At 62.0% G+C, this 21,204-nt stretch carries 19 protein-coding genes and 1 tRNA gene; 12 read left to right on the forward strand and 8 right to left on the reverse strand.

Going from position 1 to position 21,204, the window contains the following annotated elements; all coding sequences use genetic code 11:
• Positions 1–4: 4 nt before the first annotated feature.
• Positions 5–526: a cupin domain-containing protein gene (locus ACVCMJ_RS11305; RefSeq protein WP_447081506.1), complete on the reverse strand. Its 522-nt coding sequence runs from the start codon at positions 524–526 to the stop codon at positions 5–7.
• Positions 523–1,866 (reverse strand): MFS transporter, encoded by a 1,344-nt coding sequence (locus tag ACVCMJ_RS11310; protein WP_447081507.1) that lies wholly within the window; start codon positions 1,864–1,866, stop codon positions 523–525. Before ACVCMJ_RS11310 ends, ACVCMJ_RS11305 begins: the two co-directional genes overlap by 4 nt.
• A 196-nt stretch (positions 1,867–2,062) precedes the next feature.
• Here ACVCMJ_RS11310 and ACVCMJ_RS11315 point away from each other — a divergent pair, with 196 nt between their 5' ends.
• Complete coding sequence (locus ACVCMJ_RS11315; RefSeq protein WP_447081508.1) at positions 2,063–2,965, forward strand: LysR family transcriptional regulator; 903 nt, start codon at positions 2,063–2,065, stop codon at positions 2,963–2,965.
• Positions 2,966–2,985: 20 nt separating this feature from the next.
• On the opposite strand, the gene ACVCMJ_RS11320 is transcribed toward ACVCMJ_RS11315, so the two are convergent.
• Entirely contained in the window at positions 2,986–4,980 is a 1,995-nt protein-coding gene (locus tag ACVCMJ_RS11320) for a multicopper oxidase domain-containing protein (protein ID WP_447081509.1), read from the reverse strand.
• 328 nt (positions 4,981–5,308) lie between these two features.
• Between ACVCMJ_RS11320 and ACVCMJ_RS11325 the strand changes: the two genes are divergently transcribed.
• Genes ACVCMJ_RS11325 through ACVCMJ_RS11335 form a run of 3 tightly spaced genes read left to right on the forward strand, consistent with a single transcriptional unit; the run spans position 5,309 to position 7,947 of the window.
• Positions 5,309–5,890 carry a cytochrome b gene (locus ACVCMJ_RS11325; RefSeq protein ID WP_447081510.1) on the forward strand — a complete coding sequence of 194 codons (582 nt, stop codon included), beginning with the start codon at positions 5,309–5,311 and terminating at the stop codon, positions 5,888–5,890.
• A gap of 27 nt (positions 5,891–5,917) precedes the next feature.
• Positions 5,918–6,583 (forward strand): response regulator transcription factor, encoded by a 666-nt coding sequence (locus ACVCMJ_RS11330; RefSeq protein ID WP_447081511.1) that lies wholly within the window; start codon positions 5,918–5,920, stop codon positions 6,581–6,583.
• Complete coding sequence (locus ACVCMJ_RS11335; protein ID WP_447081512.1) at positions 6,559–7,947, forward strand: ATP-binding protein; 1,389 nt, start codon at positions 6,559–6,561, stop codon at positions 7,945–7,947. Before ACVCMJ_RS11330 ends, ACVCMJ_RS11335 begins: the two co-directional genes overlap by 25 nt.
• Here the strand turns inward: ACVCMJ_RS11335 and ACVCMJ_RS11340 are convergent.
• From ACVCMJ_RS11340 to ACVCMJ_RS11350, 3 genes are all read right to left on the reverse strand, one after another.
• Positions 7,928–9,262, reverse strand: a complete 1,335-nt coding sequence (locus ACVCMJ_RS11340) for an ABC transporter ATP-binding protein (RefSeq protein ID WP_447081513.1) — start codon at positions 9,260–9,262, stop codon at positions 7,928–7,930. The genes ACVCMJ_RS11335 and ACVCMJ_RS11340 overlap by 20 nt on opposite strands.
• 42 nt (positions 9,263–9,304) lie before the next feature.
• Positions 9,305–11,041, reverse strand: a complete 1,737-nt coding sequence (locus ACVCMJ_RS11345) for an ABC transporter permease (protein WP_447081514.1) — start codon at positions 11,039–11,041, stop codon at positions 9,305–9,307.
• A gap of 65 nt (positions 11,042–11,106) precedes the next feature.
• Entirely contained in the window at positions 11,107–11,760 is a 654-nt protein-coding gene (locus ACVCMJ_RS11350) for a class I SAM-dependent methyltransferase (RefSeq protein ID WP_447081515.1), read from the reverse strand.
• Positions 11,761–11,938: 178 nt separating this feature from the next.
• Here ACVCMJ_RS11350 and ACVCMJ_RS11355 point away from each other — a divergent pair, with 178 nt between their 5' ends.
• Positions 11,939–12,136 (forward strand): hypothetical protein, encoded by a 198-nt coding sequence (locus ACVCMJ_RS11355; RefSeq protein WP_447081516.1) that lies wholly within the window; start codon positions 11,939–11,941, stop codon positions 12,134–12,136.
• Positions 12,137–12,183: 47 nt separating this feature from the next.
• On the opposite strand, the gene ACVCMJ_RS11360 is transcribed toward ACVCMJ_RS11355, so the two are convergent.
• Positions 12,184–12,798, reverse strand: a complete 615-nt coding sequence (locus ACVCMJ_RS11360; RefSeq protein ID WP_447081517.1) for a Fic/DOC family protein — start codon at positions 12,796–12,798, stop codon at positions 12,184–12,186.
• Between the two features lie 71 nt (positions 12,799–12,869).
• Between ACVCMJ_RS11360 and ACVCMJ_RS11365 the strand changes: the two genes are divergently transcribed.
• A complete protein-coding gene (locus tag ACVCMJ_RS11365) occupies positions 12,870–13,934 on the forward strand; it encodes a metallophosphoesterase (RefSeq protein ID WP_447081518.1) in 1,065 nt (354 codons plus the stop codon).
• Positions 13,935–14,240: 306 nt separating this feature from the next.
• Here the strand turns inward: ACVCMJ_RS11365 and ACVCMJ_RS11370 are convergent, their stop codons facing one another.
• On the reverse strand, positions 14,241–15,416 hold the full coding sequence (locus ACVCMJ_RS11370) for a methionine aminotransferase (RefSeq protein ID WP_447081519.1): 1,176 nt from the start codon (positions 15,414–15,416) through the stop codon (positions 14,241–14,243).
• Between the two features lie 269 nt (positions 15,417–15,685).
• Here ACVCMJ_RS11370 and ACVCMJ_RS11375 point away from each other — a divergent pair, with 269 nt between their 5' ends.
• The 6 genes from ACVCMJ_RS11375 to ACVCMJ_RS11400 all read left to right on the forward strand — a co-directional run bounded on the left by ACVCMJ_RS11375 (position 15,686) and on the right by ACVCMJ_RS11400 (position 21,162).
• Entirely contained in the window at positions 15,686–15,892 is a 207-nt protein-coding gene (locus tag ACVCMJ_RS11375) for a cold-shock protein (RefSeq protein WP_291770870.1), read from the forward strand.
• Between the two features lie 764 nt (positions 15,893–16,656).
• Positions 16,657–18,573, forward strand: a complete 1,917-nt coding sequence (gene mnmG / locus ACVCMJ_RS11380; protein ID WP_447081520.1) for a tRNA uridine-5-carboxymethylaminomethyl(34) synthesis enzyme MnmG — start codon at positions 16,657–16,659, stop codon at positions 18,571–18,573.
• Positions 18,570–19,241: a 16S rRNA (guanine(527)-N(7))-methyltransferase RsmG gene (gene rsmG, locus ACVCMJ_RS11385; RefSeq protein WP_447081521.1), complete on the forward strand. Its 672-nt coding sequence runs from the start codon at positions 18,570–18,572 to the stop codon at positions 19,239–19,241. Before mnmG ends, rsmG begins: the two co-directional genes overlap by 4 nt.
• Positions 19,234–20,043, forward strand: a complete 810-nt coding sequence (locus ACVCMJ_RS11390) for a ParA family protein (RefSeq protein WP_447081522.1) — start codon at positions 19,234–19,236, stop codon at positions 20,041–20,043. The genes rsmG and ACVCMJ_RS11390 overlap by 8 nt, the downstream gene beginning before the upstream one ends.
• A gap of 13 nt (positions 20,044–20,056) precedes the next feature.
• Positions 20,057–20,998: a ParB/RepB/Spo0J family partition protein gene (locus ACVCMJ_RS11395; RefSeq protein WP_447081523.1), complete on the forward strand. Its 942-nt coding sequence runs from the start codon at positions 20,057–20,059 to the stop codon at positions 20,996–20,998.
• A 77-nt stretch (positions 20,999–21,075) separates the two neighbouring features.
• A tRNA-Tyr gene (locus tag ACVCMJ_RS11400) sits at positions 21,076–21,162 on the forward strand.
• The last annotated feature ends 42 nt before the right edge of the window (positions 21,163–21,204 follow it).

Consider the following 21,204-nt stretch of genomic DNA (forward strand, 5'->3'; position numbering starts at 1 on the left):
GCGCCTACTCGTTCCTCTCGGTGACCCGGTGCTGAAAGCCCTCGCCTTCGGACCCCTGGAAGAACCAGACGCCCATGTCGGTGACGCTGGGTACGTCCTGGACGGTATAAAGCACCGCCTGCTCCGTTTGGGACGTGTTGCAGTGCTCATGCTGCGCCCACGGCGGCGCGAAAAAGACGTCGCCGGCCTGCCACTCGATTTTCTGGTCGTCAATGATGGAATAGCCGCTCCCCTGGCGGACGATGAAGATCGCAAAATTCGAGTGGCGATGGCGCTTGGCATGCTTGCCCGGCTCGAAGACCTGCACCAGCATGTTCAGGCTCGGGCATACGCCATAGGCCTTGCCGGTATCTTCGTGGACCAATGACACCGCCCACCGGCCGTCGCTCAGGGGGTCGTCCTTCGAGACTTCCTTCAGCTTCTTGTCGATGTCCTGCCATTTCCAGATATTCGCGCGAACCGCGCGCTCTTCGCTTTTCTTGAGGAACTCTTTGTAATTGATGAGCTCGGCCTTTGGCTTGGTCATGCTATAGACTCCTTTTCTACCAGAACATCGTGATCAACTCGGTCACTCTTCCTCATCAGCCAACTGCTGACGAGCGTGATGGCGCCCAGCACCACCAGATAAAGCGTCACATACTGCGGATCGCCATTCCCGAACTTCAGCAGGGCCGTCGCGATCAGCGGGGCGAGACCGCCGCCAATTGCGCCGGACACCTGAACCCCGATGGAAATTCCGGTGTAGCGGACCTCGGGCGGGAACTGACTGGGAAAAAGCTCACCTTCCGATCCGTACAACAGGGCGTAAATCACGCCAATCGCCAGGATCATGGCCATCGTGATCACCAGGGAATCACCCGACCGCAGCATCGTGAAGAAATAGCCGCTGAAGAAAATGACCCCCAGCGCGCCCAGGCCGAAGGCCCAGCGCTGTCCGATCCGGTCTCCGATGTGGCCGCAGAACGGTATGGTCACGATGGACACCGCGGCGCCCCACATGACCGCATGGAGGATCAACTCCTTGGACAAGCCCAGCGTCTGGGTGGCGTAGGCCAGCGAAAAAGTGGCCACCGTGTAGAACCACGTCACCTCGCCGAAGCGGGCACCCATCACCTTGAGCGTGGCGGGCATGTGATTGCGCAGCGTTTCCGTCACGGGAGAGTGAGCAATGTGGCCAGCCGCTTTCATCTTCTTGAACGCGGGAGACTCGCTCACCCGGATGCGCACATACCACCCGATGATCAGCAACACGGTGCTGGCGATGAACGGAAGGCGCCAGCCCCAGCTCAGCATTTCCTTTTCCGGCAGCCGGGAAATCAGCGCCAGCGCGAATGCCGAAAGCAGCAGGCCAATGGCCACACCCGTCTGCGGCAGACTGCCGAAGAATCCGCGCTTCCCCTTGGGGGCGTGCTCGACCGCGATCAATACCGCCCCGCCCCAATCCCCGCCGATGGCCAGCCCCTGGAGGATCCTCAGTAGAGTCAACAGGATGGCCGCCCCATAGCCAATCGAATCGTAGGACGGAACGAACCCGATCAGGACCGTCGGGATCCCCATCAGGAGCAGCGTAAACAGAAAGGTCGATTTCCGTCCGACGCGATCCCCGAAGTGGCCGAACACGATACCGCCCAGCGGCCGCGCCAGAAAGCCCACGGTATAGGTTGCAAACGCGGCCAGCGTGCCGGTCAGCGGATCGAACGACGGAAAGAATATCTTGTTGAAGATCAGCGCTGCCGCGCTTCCGTAGAGAAAAAAGTCGTACCACTCGATCGTGGTCCCGGCCATGCTCGCCAGGGCGGCAGTCACGTGTTCCCGCCGGCCCGTCCTTCGATTGTCCTCATCGCCGCCGCTTGAAGTGGTTTCCATTGCGTCCTCCTGTCTCGTCATGATTTTTTATGAAGCGCGCCACCACGGGGCCGCCCCTCTGAAATATCCGGATGAATCGGATATTCGAATTATTGAGAACTGGAGGTACATTAACCATGAACCCACGGTCATACTTGATATGCGTTTATCGCGCGTCAGGGACTGCCGTTCAAAAATGGACCCCGACTGAGGCAGCATGCTCGACGAAAGACTTCGATATTTTTTGGTCATTGCCGAGACCGGATCGCTTTCAAAGGCAGCGGAAGCGATCGGGATCTCCCAATCCGGGCTCAGCCGACAGCTCCGGCAACTGGAAGACGAAATCGGCCGCCCGCTTTTCATGCGCACGGGGCGCGGCGTGGAACTCAACGACATCGGCACGCGGCTGGACCGCGCCATCCGGCCGGCGTTCGGAACCATAGACCACACACTGGAGCTGCTTCGCCTGGAAGCAGGCACGATGCACGGTTCCCTCAGAATCGCCATGGTCCACACCCTCAGCCACTATTTTTTGCCGCGGCTTCTGGCGCAATTCCACGATCGACACCCCGGGGTGAACACCTATCTGCTCGGTCGCGGATCGCCGGACGTCGTCGATCTGGTCAGTTCGGGCAAGGCCGATCTTGGATTTGTCTATGACGTAGCCGTCGCCGTGGACGGACTGACGATTGACCATCTGTTCGAGGAGCACATGTGTCTGGTCCACCACCAGGACACTCCGGCCGAACTCCCTTCCGACGATTCGCGCCCGTGGGACGAGCCGCTGATCACTTTTCCGAAATACTACGCACTGCGCCAGATGCTGCACCGGGCAAAGCTGGACAGGAACGTCATCGCCGAGGTCGAGACCGTCGATACGATGCTGCGCCTGGTTTCCTGCAAGCTGGGCGTCTGCGTGCTGCCCGATCTGATACCCGATGCCGAGCTACTGAGCATGCAGCTTCGCAGGCAACCCATTCCGCTCCCGGATTTGCGGCGCTGGGTGGTATGCATCAGCAGTCGCGGTTCGACCCGGTCGCCCGTCTGCGAGTCGCTCATCGACCTGGCGAAGAGATCAGGGGCGGGTCGTGTGTCAGGCGGCGCGCTGGGCATCGCCTGACACGCGACCAGAGGCACGCGCTACTTCTGCGCCCTCACCTTCGCCACCTGGTCGGCAGTGACCTGCTTTCCCTGATTGCCCCATGAGGTCCGCTCGTGATTGACGATGTCGGCAATGTCGGCATCCTTCAGCGTCGCCCCGAAGGCCGGCATGGGGCTGGGATAGGTCGTTCCCATTACGGGTTCGCCCTGCAGGCCATTCAGCACGACGTGGATGTGCTTGGTCGCATCCGCATCCAGCACCACGGGATTGCCCTTGAGCGGCGGGAAGGCGCCCGGCAATCCGGCACCGGTCGCCTGGTGGCAGGCCGCGCAGTTGGCGGTATACAGCGACTCGGCGCGCTTGGCATCGAACACATAGGGGCCCGCCGGAGTGGCCGGCGCAGCGGCCGCCGGTGCCGCGACGGGTTGCACAGGCGCTTTTTCGACCGGAGGCTTTTCGACCGGCGCGCCACCTGGCGCCTGCACGTTCAGGATCCCCACCGCGCCCAGCGCCATGTGCGCCATCGAATGGTCAACGAAAGCATAATGGCCGGCGTCCGGAATCACCAGGTCGAACACAGCACCCGCCCCCGGTCCCACCGTGTACGTCGATACGCCGCTCAAGGCGTGGGCGGCATCTCCGTCCGGGTAGACCTTGTCAAAGATAGCGCCGATCACATGGAACGAGCTCCACAGGCTGGGCCCCGCGTTCACCATGTACAGGCGCACGCGTTTGTCCGGCTCCGCCGCCAGCGGGTGATCGCGGTACTGGAACGCCGCGCCGTTGAAGACGACCTCGTCGGCCTGCTCCTTGGTCATCTTGCCGAAATCGGGTCCCATCACATTGCCCGAAATCTGCTGGGTGTACCACTCGCCCTGCACCAGCACATAGCTTTTGTCCGCGTGCGGCAGCGGTTCGGCCGGATCCACAATGATGGCGCCGTACATGCCGTTGGCCATGTGCAGCAATACGGGTGGCGTGCCGCAGTGATAGACGAACGCCCCGGGCACCTTCGCCACGAAGGAGAACTTGAGGCTCTCACCCGGCTGGATGTCCACGAAATGCAGGCTGGGCGGCGTCATCGCAGCATGGAAGTCGATGGAGTGGTGCATGGTGCCGTGATTGGTGAACACCACATTCACGGTCTGTCCCTGGCGCACGTGAATCACCGGACCCGGAACGGTGCCGCCGAAGGTCCACGCCTGGTACTGCACGCCGCTGGCGATTTCCACCGAGTGATCGGTGGCATCGATGTGGACGGTGGCCTCGGGCCCTTCCTGCACCGGAGGCAGGGTGGCGTCCCGCGCCTTCGCGATCGGCTTGTTCGAAGCGAGCGACAGCGGCGAGACGGCGGCCGCGGCGGCCGCGGGCGATGGCGCCTGCACGTTCAGACTGCTGTGCAGACCCGCAATCAGGAAGAACAGCAACAGGGCGATGCCGAAGAGCACCGAGCCCTGGATCCGCCAGGAGACGGGGTGAGCACCCGCCACCGCCGGGTCCGGGTTCCACTCCGCCACAGACCGCCAGCCGCGCCAGCGCCGCTCGATGTGATAGTCCAGGCTGTACGGGCTGGGGCCAAAGCGGTAATTGATGACGATGAGCGCAATGAAGATGAGGACGTAGCCTATGCCGATGCCCATATTGGTGGCGCCGACGGCATACGGGCCGCCGAAGCCTTCGGCCGTGCTCCAGACCAACAGACTGAAGAGCGCCCCGGCCACATACACGGTTTTGCGGGCAAACCCCAGCACCAGCGCCAGCGCCAGGGCCGTTTCGATCAGGCGAGTGAGCCAGATGAACAGCCCGGCGTTGGGAGTGACAATCGCGATCCAGTTGTTGAACCAGAAGGCCGACCAGGCCGGCTGGCCCTGTGCCGCATTGTGCAGATAGCCGACATAATGCGCGGCGAACTGGTCGGTCCAGGTGAAGGCGGCGTTGACCACCCAGATGATGCCGAAGGCAACCCGCAAGGCCGTGCTGGCCATGGCCGGCCAGGCGTGCGGAGCCTTTTCTTGATTCTGTCTGTCTGACATGCGATCTCATCCTGCAATAGGGTGCGGCCAGTGTCCGACCCGAATGGGCCATCCGCCAACCGGTCGTTCCGATCAGGATGGCGGCGCTGACACCGCAACCAGCACCTGCAATGTATAAATCCTTTTTGAGCGCGAGCGAAACGACAGCAACGCTCTTTCGGGCGTAAAAATTATCCTATGTCAAAGAAAGGCCATCAATCCCGGGTTGCGCAAGCAACAAACTGCCACGGATCCCTGCGGCCACGGCCGAAAATGCGCTAAGGTCCGGCTAAGTCTATTCCCGTATCGTTTGTCCCGCGTGAACACCACACCATTGCGGAGAAGCTCCATGACAGACACTCTGAACCGCCCGTCGCGGCCTGAGGCCACGGCAATCCCCATGCGCCGCGACCGATACCAGCCAGCCGTCATTTTCATGCACTGGCTCACGCTGCTCCTGCTGATCGCCGTCTACGCCTTCATCGAATTGAAGGGATATTTCCCCAAGAAGAGCCCGGCGCGCGACGCCATGCAGGGGTGGCACGAACTCATGGGCATCACGGTATTCGGCATCGTGCTGGCCCGCCTGCTGGTGCGGCGCCTCTACGACCGGACACCGGCCATCGCTCCCGAACCACCGCACTGGCAGCTCGCCATGGCCAAAGCCATGCACGTCACGCTCTACGCGTTCCTGGTCATCATGCCCATTCTTGGATGGTTCGTGGTGAGCGCAAAAGGCACGCTCGACTTGCCCCTGGGCGTGCATCTGATGCCGCTCGTCCCGCCGGACAAGCCACTCGCCGAGACATTGCAGGAAATCCATGAAACCATCGGCAACGTCGGCTACTACCTCGTCGGTCTGCACGCTTTGGTCGCACTGTTCCACCACTATTGGATGCGCGACAACACATTGCGCCGCATGCTGCCGTAAGGCCCACAGCGCCCGCCCAGGAAATCCATGCGCGTACTTTTGGTGGAAGACGACCCCATGATAGGGGCGGCCGTCCAGGCTGCCCTGAAAGATGCCTCTTATGCCGCCGACTGGGTGCGCGACGGCCCGAGCGCGCTGACCACAGCCAGCGCGCAGCATTACGACCTGATACTGCTCGATCTGGGGTTGCCCGGCAAGGACGGGCTGGAGGTCCTGGCCGGCATTCGTGCCGCCGGTGATCCGGTGCCGCTGCTCATCCTGACCGCGCGGGACGCGCTCGACGATCGTCTGCAGGGGTTGGACGGCGGAGCCGACGACTATCTCATGAAGCCCTTCGACATGGCCGAATTGCTGGCCCGGATGCGGGCCGTTCTGCGCCGCAAAGGGGGCACCGGAGCGCCAGCACTGAGCAATGGCCTGGTGATGCTGGACCCGGTGACCAAGATGGCCAGCGTGCCGGGTCGAGAGCCTGCCGCATTGTCCGCGCGCGAATTCTCGCTGCTGCACGCGCTACTGATACGCCCGGGAGCCATCCTGTCGCGTCGAGAGCTCGAAGACCGCATCTATGGCTGGGGCGAAGAGGTCGAAAGCAACGCCGTGGAATTCCTGATCCATGGTCTTCGGCGCAAGCTGGGCGCCGACATCATCCGCAATGTCAGAGGACTGGGATGGATGGTCTCAAAACGCGCTTGAGGATGGTGGCCTCGCATGGCCGGGATTCGATCCAGCTCCAGCTTTCGTGGGTGCTCGCGCTGGCAATCCTGCTCATGGCCATGGCAGCGGGTACCGTATCATTCTTCTCGGCCCGGCACGAGGCTCACAAGCTGCAGGACAGTATTCTCTACCAGATCGCAGAGGTACTCCGCCAGCAGCCGATCAATGAAGTCCGCGCCCTGCGTGTGCGCGATCGGGACGACGATGCCCGGGTTCTGGTGTGGCCGCTGCGGCCGGATCAGCCGAACCTGAGCGTCCACGAAGACGGCGAAGATGCGCTGGCGCTGCCCAACGATTTGGGCACCGGTCGGCACACGCTCGCCCTGGGGCACGAAACCTATCGCGTTGTCGTACCCAAAACCGCCGGCGGGCAGCGCATTGCGGTCGCGCAGGAAATCCACTTCCGGGACGAGATCGCGACCCACAGCGCATTCCGGACTGTGATGCCACTGCTGGTCTTCGTTCCGATCCTCGTCATCATCGTAATATGGCTCGTGCGCAACATGTTTCGCCCCATTGCAACGCTCTCGGCCAGCATCGACCAGCGGGACGACAAAGACCTGCATCCCATCGGGGACCACCAGCTTCCCACAGAAGTGCGCCCATTTGCCCGCGCCATTGACCGGCTGCTGGGACGCGTGGGCCAGTCCATGGAGGCTCAGCGCCGCTTCGTAGCGGACGCGGCCCATGAGCTACGTTCGCCCATGACGGCACTTTCGCTACAAGCAGAGCGCTTGTCCCAGGCCGGCATGGCGCCCGAAGCGCAAGCGCGGCTGGCCGAGTTGCGGGCCGGAATCGAGAGGGTGCGCAAGCTGCTCAATCAACTGCTGGCACTGGCCAGGGCACAATCGCCGGCGGCCCACGCTCCCACCCCAGTCTCGGTCCAGCACACACTGCGGCGCGCGCTGGAAGACCTGATGCCGCTGGCGGAGGCCCGGCACATCGATATCGGACTGGAAGGAACCGAGGACACACGGATCCAGGTCAACGAACTGGAGCTCATCACACTGGCGAAGAACCTCCTGGACAACGCCATCCGCTACACACCCGAAGGCGGCCGCGTGAATCTGGCCGTCACGCAGGATATGGAATCGGTCACGCTGCACGTCTGCGACACCGGGCCCGGCATCGCCCCGGCCGAGCGCGAACGCGTGTTCGACCCCTTCTACCGCACGCTGGGCAGCGGACAGACCGGGTCCGGGCTAGGTCTGGCTATCGTCCGCGCCATCGCTTACCGTCTGGGCGCCGATATTGCGCTGGATTTCGCGGATCCCGGCCGCCAGCAAGGTCTGCACGTCTCGGTATGTTTTCCGCGCAGACCGCTCAAGGATTTTCCAGGTTGAACTCGCGCGTCTGTTCGTCGTATCCGAACAGTTCCCCGTAGCGGCCCCACGAGATGATGGCCCGCATGGTCTCTTCCGCACGCTCCTCCGACATGGTGTCTTCCAGTTCGGCCGAAAACCGGACGAAAGGCGCCCGGTGACTGGGACGCTCCTCGAGTACCCGCCCGATCAGCGCCGCCAGCGGGACATGGGCCAGCAGTTGCTGGCCGAACAGCCGCTTGCGCGCGTCCACGTCAGAGTCCGCGAAACGCCGGCCGACGTCCGTAAGATGGACGTCACCCTGCTCCATGGTTGCAAAGCGCAACAATTGCAGCGTCTCCATGGCGGGAAACAGCTCGTCGGCTTCCATTTGCAGCCGCTCCGCCAGATCCGGAAGGTCGGCCCGCCCCTGGTACGGCTCCGCCGTCAAGGTTTCCACCATCCCCGCCAGACGATTGGTGGAGACGCTGACCAGCGGCATGCCGATGCCGGAGGCCGTCAGTATCTCGCCCAGGCGCCGGCCCGGGCGCTCGTCGGGCACGGTCTGGGTCATCAAGCCGTAGATATCGTCCACCAATTCCCGGAACTGCGGGCTGAGCCGATTGCGAGGCCGCGGCAGGTCCACGCGGATCTCGGTAGCCACACGCCCCGGATTGGCTGAAAACACCAGCAACCGATCGCACATCAGGACGGCTTCCTCGATGTTGTGCGTCACCATCAGAATGGACTGGATGGGAAGCTTGCCGGATATCCAGAGCTGCACGATATCCGTACGCAGCGTCTCGGCCGTCAGCACATCCAGCGCGGAAAATGGCTCATCCATCAGCATCAGGCGGGGATGCACCACCAGCGCACGGGCAAAGCCGACGCGCTGGCGCATGCCGCCCGACAGCTCTTTGGGATAAGCGCTTTCGAACCCGTCCAGCCCGATCAGATCGATGGCTTCCAGCGCACGGCGCCGCCCTTCCTCCTTGGGCACGCCCAAAGCCTCCAGTCCGATTTCCACGTTCGCCAGGACGGTCAGCCACGGAAACAGCGCAAAGCTCTGGAACACCATGGACAGACCCTTGCAAGGTCCGGACACCCGTTCGCCGCACCAGCGTACCGTTCCGTCCGTAGGCAGCAGCAGACCCGAAATGATGCGCAACAGCGTGGACTTTCCCGAACCGGAACGCCCCAGCAGCCCGACGATTTCACCCGCATCCACCTTCATGGAAACGTCATCGAGCACCACCAGATCCGCCTTGTCGCTCTTGTGATAGATCTGACGCACGCCCTCCAGATTCACCAGGGGGGCGGGAGCGACTGCGGGCTGCAGCGGAGTTTCATTCATCATCGCGAAATTCCTAGTGTCCCGTTCGGTTGTATTGTGTCGACACTAACCCAGACGAAGCTGGCGATGGGCAAAATGGTACAGCGGATGCCAGACCGCGCGATTCAGCAGGGTCACCAATGCCGTCATCACCACGATCCCGAGTACGACGCGGGGAAAATCTCCCGCGGTGGTCGCTTCGGCAATGTAGGCGCCCAAGCCGTGTGCGCGCAATGTCGTGTCTCCCCAGCTCGCGACTTCGGCCACGATAGAGGCGTTCCAGGAGCCACCGCTGGCCGTGATGGCGCCGGTCACGTAGTACGGCAGAATGCCGGGCAGAATGACTTTGCGCCACCAGTTCCAGCCGCCCACATGGAAGTTCGCAGCCGCCTCCTTCAGATCGCCTGGGAATGCACTGGCACCGGCAATGACATTGAACAGGATGTACCACTGAGTACCCAGGACCATCAGCGGCGACAGCCAGACGTCGGGCGTCAGATGGAAGCGCACGATGACGACGACGGCAAACGGAAACACCAGATTGGCGGGAAACGCCGCGAGAAATTGCGCCAGCGGCTGGACCCTTTCAGCCGCCTTCGGCCGAAGCCCCACCCAGACTCCGACCGGTACCCAGACCAGCGTCGCCAGAATCGTCAGAACCACAACCCGCAGTAACGTGAGGAGTCCCAGCGCAAGCACTTTGCTGAACTCCGACCAGCTCGCTCCCGTCGCCACAAAGGCAATGATGTGCCAGATCATGATGGCGGCCACGACGGCAGCTGCAGCTTGCCAGGCTCGTCCGGCCCATAGGCCGGCCTGCTCCAGGCGCGCGCTCGCCGATGGGATCGGCACGGTCGGCACGCGGCGACGCACCAGTCCGCTGAAGAGTTCTCCGATGGGCGCGAACCCTGCGGGCAATAGTCTGGATCGACGGATCAGCACCAACAGCCAGGAATGATTGCCGGAATCGGTTCCTGTCAGTTCCACACGAAATTTCCGGCTCCAGTCGACCAGGGGACGGAACAACAATTGGTCGTACACGAGAATGACGGCCAACATCGTCACGACAGCCCAGCCGATGGCGTGCAAATCCCGGTGTGCGATCGCCAATGCGACATAAGAGCCTATGCCCGGCAAGGTGATGGTCGTGTTGCCCACCGAGATCGCCTCCGACGCCACCACGAAAAACCAGCCGCCGGACATGGACATCATCATGTTCCAGACAAGGCCGGGCATGGAGAACGGGACTTCCAGCCGCCAGAACCGCTGCCAGGACGACAAGCCAAAGCTGCGTGACACCTCCAAAAGATCCTCCGGCACGGTTTTCAGCGACTGATAGAAGCTGAAGGTCATGTTCCACGCCTGGCTGGTGAAGATGGCGAAAACCGCGGCGAGCTCCGCACCCACGACACGCCCCGGGAACAAGGCCATGAAGCCCACCACCGTGAAGGAAATGAACCCCAGGATCGGCACTGACTGGAGGATATCCAGAAGCGGAATCAGGATCTGCTCGGCGCGGCGATTCTTGGCGGCCAGCGATCCATAGATGAAGGTGAACAGCAGCGATATCACCATCGCGGCCAGCATGCGCAAAGTCGTGCGCAAGGCGTATTCCGGCAGATTGGCAGGATCGAGTGAAACCGGATGCCGCGCCAGTACGGCCAGGGGCGCAAAGGTTTCGTGGCCCCCTTTGTAGATCAGGATAAGGGCGGTCAGTATGAGCGCAAAAGCAAAAACGTCCCACAGATTCGGGACATACCGGCGGGAACTCCCCGCTTCCATCGCGGGGTGGCGAACAATCATTCAGGGCTACCTGGACCAAGGGTGGATCGGACAGCCAGCCGCCTGCGGCGGGTGAACCGCAGTCTTCAATGAGCCAGGCGCACGAAGCTCATGACCTTGGCAGGCGGGAGATTTCCCCAGACGAACTGGCGACCACACTGCACGAAACAGTCGGCAAAGGCGGGCGGCTCCCCCCGCAAGGCATAGGTGAACTGCACCAGAACACCGCCAGGCCGCACCAGGTTGCACCATTGATCCAGGATGGCCGTCACATCGGCTGGGGCCAACGAGCGCAGCGGCAGGCTCGAGACGACGGCGTCTACCGGCACCCCCTCCGGCAGCAGACTATCCAGCGCGGTTGCGTCCCCCTGGAGCACTGGAACCGCCGGGAAGCGCTTGCGCAGGTGATGAACGAACGAAGGTGAACGTTCGACCACGCGCAGCCTGTCCGGCGAAATACCCTTTTCAAGGAGGGCCTGCGTCACCACGCCCGTTCCGGCGCCAATTTCCACCACCAGACCATCCCCGCGAATGGGGATGTGTTGCGCCATGCCGTGTGCCAGACGATGCGAACTGGGCCAGATGGCTCCCACGATTCCGGGCTGTGCCACCCATTCCCGCAGAAACAGCCCGGGCGAGGTCGTGCCCACCACGCGCTTCAGCCCACGTATTCCTGTCCGGGAATAGGCCCTCAATCCCTCGAGCAACTGGATAGTGTCCGCACCCGTCATCTTCAGCATGAAGAGAATCTCCGTCAAAGCTTTTTGTGAGACAGTGTTGTTACGTGGCGAGTCCTGCGTAGCCAACAGGGCCACCCGCGTCCGCCCGGGACGCGCATTGGCGACAATTTTAGTTCCGCAGTAGCGAAACTGCATCATTCTTTCCGAAACCGTTCGTGGCGGCGCAGTATAATGAACCATGCTTTCCAGCGCCTCTCCAGTTGTGACCTCTTCTGCCACGACCACCGGATCGGTGGACCCGCAGCGCATCCGGCGTGCGGTGGCCAGTTCCACGGCCATTGAAACCGGGCAGCCCAGTCGCGAAATCGAACAGCAGTTGCAAACGGAGACTCTGTTCCGTTCGCTGGAGCTCGCCGTTCCGCTGACGGCCGCATAACGCTGCACCCGGCGCATTCCGCCCGGTGGATCCGTCCTGGATCCGCGCTATCCGGGCAGCACCCGCTCCACGCGATCGCACATAGGCGCGTAGTCGCCCGACATGCCGGCCTGAATCGCCAGGATGTACCGGTTGCGGTCAGACTCCCAGGCGCCGTAATCCAGCGGCCCCACCCCGGCCTGAGACGCCATCACATCCGCCAGCAGGCGTGAAATTCGTCCGTTGCCCTCCCGAAAAGGGTGAATCAGAATGAATTCCACATGCGTCCTGGCGATGGCGGAAACCAGTTTCCGATGATCCATTCCCCGGCAGGGTGTCTCGCGCAGCAGCACGTCGCGCTCGAACGCCTGCAACAGATCCGGAATGCGGCTGGCGGCCGCGAAGGGAAACCCGCCCTTGCTCATATTCACGGAGCGTTCATGTCCGGCCCAATCGTACAGGTTCCCCAGCCAGCGGCGATGCCAGTCCCGAATCATGCGCACGGTCACGGGGCCCAGCGGCAAATGGTCGCGCAATACGAACAGATAGAGCTTGTGCAGCAATTCGAGTTCGGCGGCGTCCATGTCGCGGCGACTGACGATGGACAGCCGGTTCTTCAGCACCATGCCGCCAGAGCCCGGCTGCGTGCTGTCCTGCCAACCGCTGATTTCGTACCGGCTCACGATGGCCACCTCAGTAAGCTATGCATGTTTATGCCCATTGTCGTCAATCACGCCGAGAAGGAGAATGGGGTATGACGACACTTCTGCAGACACTGCCCGAGCGGCCGCTGGCCGTGATCGGGGATATCCATGGCGAGTGCCAGGCGCTCGATGAGCTCCTCGTCCATCTGGAGCGGCAGCCGGGCGCCGGACAGCGGCTGCTGATCTTCATAGGGGACCTCTGTGATCGCGGACCGGACAGTGTCGGTGTCATCAACCGCGTCCAGGCGCTCGTCGAGCAGGGCCGCGCCATGGCCATCCTCGGCAATCACGAAATCAACCTGCTCGCCAATGATGCCAAGGACGGTTCAGGCTGGTTCTTCGATAGCCGGCAACAGTCCGACACCCGTTACTACGCGCCTTTTTCGCGGGCCAGCGCGGCACAGCGTCCGGCTATCCGCGAATTTTTGTGCACCTTGCCCCTGGCGCTGCAGATGCCGGGCTTGCGCATCGTTCACGCCGCCTGGGATGCGGCCTCCATAGCGAGCATTGCCGAGGCACCCACGGGCAGCATACTGACACTCATTCATGACTGGCAACAGCGTATCGCGAAAGAGGCCCAAAAGGACAATCTCTACGCCCGCTACCGGGCTGAGATGGACCGCTGGGCCGGCCAGCTGGAAAACCGCAACGACCCCCCTCCGTATCTTGATGCCGTGGCCGACTACGAGTCGCTGGAGCAGCGCCTCAACCCGATCAAACGACTGACTTCCGGGATTGAAGCGCGCAGTCCGCGTCCCTTCTTCTCAGGCAACCGCTGGCGCTATTCGGACCGTACCGCCTGGTGGCAGTACGATCCCGATCCCACCCCCGTGCTGATCGGGCACTACTGGCGGCTCTTTCACCCGGCCACGGACCCGACCGCGTGGCGATACGGCACGCTCTTCGAAGGCATTGCACCGACCGAATGGCATGGCCGTAACCGCCAGGCCTTTTGCCTGGACTATTCGGTCGGTGCGCGATGGCGCGATCGCAAGAGCGACGGCGGGGCAGCAAGCCCCAATCATTTCAGGCTCGCCGCCATGAACTGGCCGGAGCGTACGCTACTGTTCGACAACGGAGAGCTGTATGCAACCACCCCAAGGGCCTGTGGATAACCTCAATAGGCGTCGGTTGTGGGTTGTCTGTCTACAACTTGTTCACAACAGACGCGTTTCTGGCGCTCAGTGATTTCGTCCCCAATCCGTCCCCACCGGGTCCACACGACTGCACACAGACAAATTTCTTTCAAGTTGTTGATTCATATATATAATTATGGTTGTTCCAGTTATCAACAGGCACCCATTAGTCTTATCAGTTTGATATAAGAGATAACAGTAAAACCCTTACCCTCTCACCCTCCAGCGAACGCAAACCGCCAGGCAGGAACTCATGGTCATTGGAAACGCTACGGCCCGCCGTGGCTAGTTCAAGGCCTGTAGTCTCTCGATCGCACGGTCCAGCGTGGAATCTTGTTTTGCAAAGCACAGGCGCAGCAGGTTGTGGTTGGCGCGGGCATCGTCTGCGTTCTCGTAGAATGCCGACACGGGAATGGTGGTGACCCCGATGTCGAGTGTCAGGCGGATGGCAAGCTGCTTCTCAGACCCGCTCCCGAGTGCTGAGGTATTCACCAGCAAGAAAAAGGTCCCGGCCGAATGCAGGGGCGTCAGCGGTGTGCCGGCCAGGCCATGAGCCAGGCGATCCCGTTTTTGCTGGTAGAACGACGACAAGCCGGCGGTGGCGTTCGAATTCTTCAGATAGTGAGCCACGCCGACCTGCATGGGCGTATTCACTGAGAACACAAGAAACTGATGGACCCGGCGGATCTCTCGCATGATGGACTCGGGCGCGCAGCAGTAGCCGATCTTCCATCCCGTGGCGTGAAAGGTCTTCCCGAAGGAGGAGATGAGCACGCTGTTTTCAGCCAGGGCCGGACGCCGGATCACGCTGCGCTGCTCTTCGTCGTCGAAGACGATGTGTTCGTACGCTTCATCCGACAGAACCACGATTCTGGGATGGCGGGTGATCAGTTGTTCGAGCGCATCCAGGTCGGAATCTTTGAGGATCAGCCCGGTAGGGTTGTGAGGAAAATTCAGGATGATCATTCGTGTGCGCTCCGATGCGGCAGCGTGGACGGCATCCCAGTCGATCGCGAACTCCAGCCGATCCTCCGTGGGGGGCGACATCGGGACACGAACGCTATGTCCACCCGCAAGGGCGATCGCCGGCGCATACAGGTCATAGGAAGGATCGATCTGGATGACTTCATCGCCCCGTCCGACCAGTGCCTGAATGCTGGCCATCAGTGCTTCGGTAGCGCCGGCGGTCACCGTGATCTCTTCCTCGGCGTCGTAGACCCTGCCGTGCTGGGCCTGCACCTTGCTGGCGATCGCTTCCCGCAGTATCGGCATGCCCGCCATGGGCGCATATTGGTTGTGACCGGCCAACATCGCATCGTTCACAGCCTGCATCAGCCCGTCAGCCGGTTGATAGTCCGGGAAGCCCTGCCCCAAGTTGATGGCGTGGTGTTGCAAGGCCATGGCGCTCATTTCGGTGAAAATGGTAATGCCCACGTTTGGTAGTTTGGATAGCAGGTTCATGTCTGAAAGTGTTGTTTATTGGTCGAATTGACGGGTTATGTGACGGTTTGATCTGTATTCGTTTCGGGGGCGCGAATACAATTTCAAGTAGGGGTAAACTATGATTTGACTTTTGTCTACCCATGGTTATGCTCCCTGTTGCAATGCAATTCAAGCAGCACGCACGTTTCGCATCGATTGGCCCATCGCGTTTCCGCCGGGTGTGATCTGTATCGTTTCAGCGTTCTGGATTCATTGTTTTTTCTCATTCATTTAGGACGTTTCAGATCATGGCTCAAACGGGCAAAGTTAAATGGTTCAACGCTGAAAAGGGCTTTGGCTTCATCACCCCCGACGCCGGCGGCTCGGACGTGTTCGCGCACTTCTCCGCTATCGAGGGTCGCGGTTATCGCAGCCTGAACGAAGGCCAGGCGGTTCAATACGAAGTCAAGGACGGCCCGAAGGGCCCCCAGGCCGCTGAGATCCGCCCGCTGTAGGCGTCGCGGTACTCGCATTGAAAGGCACCCCGAGGGGTGCCTTTTTTCATCGGGTCGGCTTTAGAGTTGTACGCCGGTTTTACCTGGGTTGTCCACAGTGTTATCCCCTGTCTGGGTAGTTGGCACGTTCAATAGCCGGCGCAGGGGCTGTGGTGTTGCTTCTTGTTTTGTGAAGCGGCCTCGCATTTAATTTGGACGCGGCGGTCAGCGTAGGGACGCTGGTGTTGCTATTAGGGCCGGGCTGCGTGGTGCGTGCTGACGTACGGGGCGTCGATAGCAGGAAGAGGTGCGGCGCGTTGATGTCCGTCGGTTTGGCGTGCGCCGCCCGGGGGGCTCTGCCCGCCGATCCTGGACAGTACCCTGATCTTCTGATGTCTCTGGACGTCACAGTAGAGACATCGCCGGCTTCCCGCCCTGCCTCCACTAACGGTGGAGGGCGGGAAGTTCGGCCAGGCTTCGTTGTAGACCCTCTTTCCGCCGACTTTGCACTGACAATTCAGGCGTATTGGACCGAGCCTGCTTTACCGGCGCGTGCCGCCTAATCGTAGAGGCTACGTTTCGTATCTTGAGCGTGCTTCGTGCTGTGGCATCAGACTGGCGATCATTTGCAGTTGTTTCACGTGGAACGTTCGAAAGGGCGACCGATGTTTCACGTGGAACACATGACGGACGTTCCACCACCGACGTTTCACGTGGAACATTGCCGATCTTGGTCTACACAGGGCCGCGAAGTATAATCGCCGCACCTCTCTGATTTCAATCCCATGATCTATCCAGAAGAATTTGACGTCTTGGTTATTGGCGGTGGCCATGCGGGAACCGAGGCCGCGTTGGCGGCTGCCCGTATGGGCGCGTCCACCCTGCTTCTGACCCACAACATGGACACTTTGGGCCAGATGTCCTGTAATCCTTCTATTGGGGGAATTGGCAAGGGACATTTGGTCAAGGAGGTCGACGCCCTGGGTGGCGCAATGGCGTGGGCCACCGATCTGGCGGGGATCCAATTTCGGATTCTGAATCGATCCAAGGGCCCTGCCGTGCGTGCGACGCGGGCACAGGCCGATCGGTCGTTGTATCGGCGAGCCATTCGCATGATCTTGCAGGGCCAGCAGAATCTGACCATCTTTCAGCAGGCAGTGGTGGACCTTATCGTCGTGGGTGACCGCGTTGCCGGCGCCCGGACACAGATCGGGCTGGACTTCCGAGCGCGGGCAGTCGTTCTCACAGCAGGGACATTTCTGAATGGCTTGATGCACGTGGGTCTGGAGCATTACGAGGCAGGGCGCGCGGGGGACCCCCCGGCGACTAGTCTGGGGCAGCGGTTGAAGGAGCTCAAGCTCCCGCAAGGCCGGTTGAAGACGGGGACACCACCCCGCATCGATGCGAAGACCATCGACTTCAGCCAGACCGAGGTTCAACCGGGTGATACTGACCCCGTCCCGGTATTTTCGTTTCTGGGCTCGGCCGATATGCATCCCGGACAGGTTCCGTGCTGGATCACGCATACGACGGAACGTTCGCACGAGATAGTGCGGTCCGGTCTTGATCGGTCGCCCATGTACAGTGATCGCGGAACCATAGAGGGAATAGGACCCCGTTATTGCCCCTCGATAGAAGACAAGATTCACCGTTTTGCCGACAAGAAGAGCCATCAGGTCTTCCTGGAGCCGGAAGGGGCGTCGTCGTGCGAAATCTATCCGAATGGCATTTCCACCAGCCTGCCGTTCGATGTGCAATATGAACTGGTCAGAAGTCTGCCGGGGCTCGGTAACGCCCGCATTATGCGGCCTGGCTACGCCATCGAATACGATTATTTCGATCCCCGACACCTGCACCCATGGTTCGAAACGCGCGATATCGGTGGGCTTTTCTTTGCGGGCCAGATCAACGGAACCACCGGTTACGAAGAGGCAGCCGCCCAGGGACTGTACGCTGGCGCCAACGCGGCTCTTCAGGCGCTCGGCCGCGCTCCCTGGACGTTGGAGCGCAGTACCGCCTACCTGGGAGTGCTGGCGGACGACCTTGTAACTAAAGGTGTAACAGAACCATACAGAATGTTTACATCGCGCGCCGAGTACCGATTGAGCCTGCGGGAAGACAACGCGGACCAGCGGCTGACGGAAGTCGGGCGCACGTTGGGCTTGGTGGATGACGCCCGGTGGGCGGCTTTCTGCCGCAAGCGCGACGCCGTCGCGGCGGAGATCGAGCGCCTTCGCAGTACCCATGTCAGCCCCGCGGTCCTGGATGCACAGGCACAGGAGGCGATGTCGGTGCACCGGCTGGACCGGCACCCCAGCCTGCTGGATCTCCTGAAGCGGCCGGGCGTGAGCTACGCGGCGCTGATGGACCTGAAAGACTCCGGCGGTGTCCGATTGGCCGGTCCCGGGCTGCAGGATGCCGTGCAGGCTGAACAGGTCGATATCCAGGTGAAGTACGCAGGCTATGTCGAACGCCAGTCTTCCGAGATCGAGCGCCAGCGCATGCAGACGGAGCAAGCCATACCTGATGATTTCGACTATGAGGACGTCACCGGGCTGTCGATCGAGGTGCGCCAGCGTCTGAAGCTGTCGCAGCCCCGGACGGTGGGCCAGGCGGGCCGCATCTCCGGTGTGACGCCAGCGGCCATCTCTCTGCTGCTGGTCCATTTGAAGCGGCACTCCCACGGGCGCAAGGCGGCATGAGTCCGGCCGCGGCGGACTTCCAGGGGCGACTCGCTGATGCGCTGCAGGCCCTGGACCTTGCGGATGAAGCAGGGCGCGCGCCGCTCATGCTGGATTATCTGGCGCAACTCCAGCGCTGGAACCGTGCCTACAATCTCACCGCGGTGAGGGATCCCTCGCAGATGCTGGTTCAGCATGTTTTCGACAGTCTGGCCATCCTCCCTGCGCTGCGAGCTTACCGCAAAGGCCGCGACACGACCGTGGCGGACATAGGCTCGGGGGCTGGTTTGCCGGGTATCATGCTAGCCATCTGCGAACCCGACTGGAAGATCACCTGTGTGGACGCAGTGGGCAAAAAAACTGCGTTCATCCATCAGGCGGCGGGCGTCTTGGGGCTGTCCAATGTACGGGCGCTGCAGGGCAGGGTGGAGTCGCTGGAAGGGTTGCGGGCCGACATCGTGATTTCGCGTGCGTTCAGCTCTTTGGCTCACTTCGTGCGCGTTGCGTCGCACCATCGCGCGCCCGGTGGCGTGATGCTGGCGATGAAGGGACAATTCCCCGACGCGGAACGACAGGAACTCGAAACCGCGATGGGATGGCGAGTGCAGCGCAATCTGGCGCTTCATGTCCCTGAAATGGAGGCACAACGATGCCTGCTGGAACTCGGCTCAAAGGAACCCCATGACTGAACCCAATTCCAAACCCGGCGCGCGCATATTCTGCATTGCCAACCAGAAGGGCGGCGTTGGCAAGACGACGACGGCCATCAACCTGGCCGCCTCGCTGGCGCAGCATCGCAAGCGTGTGTTGTTGGTGGATCTGGATCCACAGGGCAACGCGACCATGGGCAGCGGCATTGACAAGAACGGTGTTGCCGTCAATCTTTACCAGGTGCTGATCGGGGAGACGACCGTGGAACAGGCCACGGTCCACTCCGAGTCCGGCGGCTACGACGTGCTGCCATCCAACCGCGAGCTCTCTGGCGCCGAAATCGACCTGGTCCAGATGGAGAACCGCGAGGGCCAGCTCAAGCAGGCGCTGCTGCAGGTCAGTGACCGGTATGATTTCATCCTGATCGATTGTCCCCCGACCTTGTCACTGCTCACGCTCAATGGGATGGCGGGGGCGCACGGGGTCATCATTCCCATGCAATGCGAGTACTTTGCCCTCGAAGGCTTGTCCGATCTGGTCAATACCATCAAGCGCATCTACCGGAACCTGAATCCCGATCTGGAGCTGATCGGCCTGCTTCGTGTCATGTTCGACACCCGGGTCACCCTGCAGCAGCAGGTCTCCGATCAACTTGAATCCCATTTTGGCGACAAGGTCTTCAAAGCCATCGTGCCGCGCAATGTAAGGCTGGCCGAGGCGCCCAGCCACGGCATGCCCGGCGTGGTTTATGACCGCTCTTCCCGTGGTGCCAAGGCATACCTGGCCTTTGGCGAGGAACTCATCCGCCGGGTGGGCGCAAACCGGCGTGCCGCCGCATAGACAGGAGAACATCATGGCAACTCGAAAAAAGGGCCTGGGCCGCGGATTGGACGCACTGCTGGGAGCCGACAGCGACGCATTGGCCACCGTGGGCAAGCAGCGGGCCGCCGATACCCCGAGCCAGCTTCCCGTCTCGGCCTTGTTCGCCGGGCGCTATCAGCCTCGCACCCACATGGACGAAAGCGCTCTCAACGAGCTGGCCGACTCGATTCGCACACAGGGAATCATGCAGCCCATCCTCGTGCGGCCATTGCCCCAGGCGGCCGCCGGCCAATACGAGATCATCGCCGGCGAACGCCGCTTTCGCGCGGCCCAGCTGGCGGGCCTGGACCACGTGCCGGTCCTGGTGCGCGAAGTCGCCGACGAGAACGCCGCAGTCATGGCGCTCATCGAAAACATCCAGCGTGAGGACCTCAATCCACTGGAAGAGGCGCAGGGCGTGCGCCGCCTGCTGGATGAATTCGGCCTTACGCACGAACAGGCCGCCACCGCGATCGGCCGGTCGCGCTCGACGACCACGAATTTGCTCCGGCTGCTGAACCTGGCCGAGCCCGTGCAGACCATGCTGCTGGCGGGCGACATCGACATGGGCCACGCCCGCGCGCTGCTCGCCACAGACCCCGCCCTGCAGATCCTGCTGGCCAACGAGGTCATCGCCCGCCGCCTGTCCGTGCGCGAAACTGAAAAGCGCGTCGCCCGGGCGCTGCGCGACCAGGACGCGGCGCTCGCCGCGCCGGGCGTTCGGACAACCCATGCAAAGGCGGCCGGCAACGGCGATCTGTTGCGCCTGGAAAAGGCGCTGTCCGATCACCTGGCGACCAAAGTCCGCATCCGGACGGGCGCCCGCAAGGGCGGACAGCTCGTCATCGACTTCACCGACTGGGACCATCTGGACGCGCTGCTGGAGCGCCAGGGCCTGGGCGACATCCTTGCCCGCCAGGATTCAGCGGCCTGACCGACCGCCGGCCAGGCCCTGGCGCTCCTGCGGCTTGACACAGAAACACAATTTCCCCATAATCCACAGTTCGCTGCGGTGGGGTGCCCGAGTGGTTAAAGGGGGCAGACTGTAAATCTGTTGGCCTTGCGCCTACGTTGGTTCGAATCCAACCCCCACCACCAGGCGATCCCCTGGCTGAACAACAGGGGGCTGTCACGGGGTAC

Source organism: Castellaniella sp. UC4447_H14 (genome assembly GCF_052978285.1).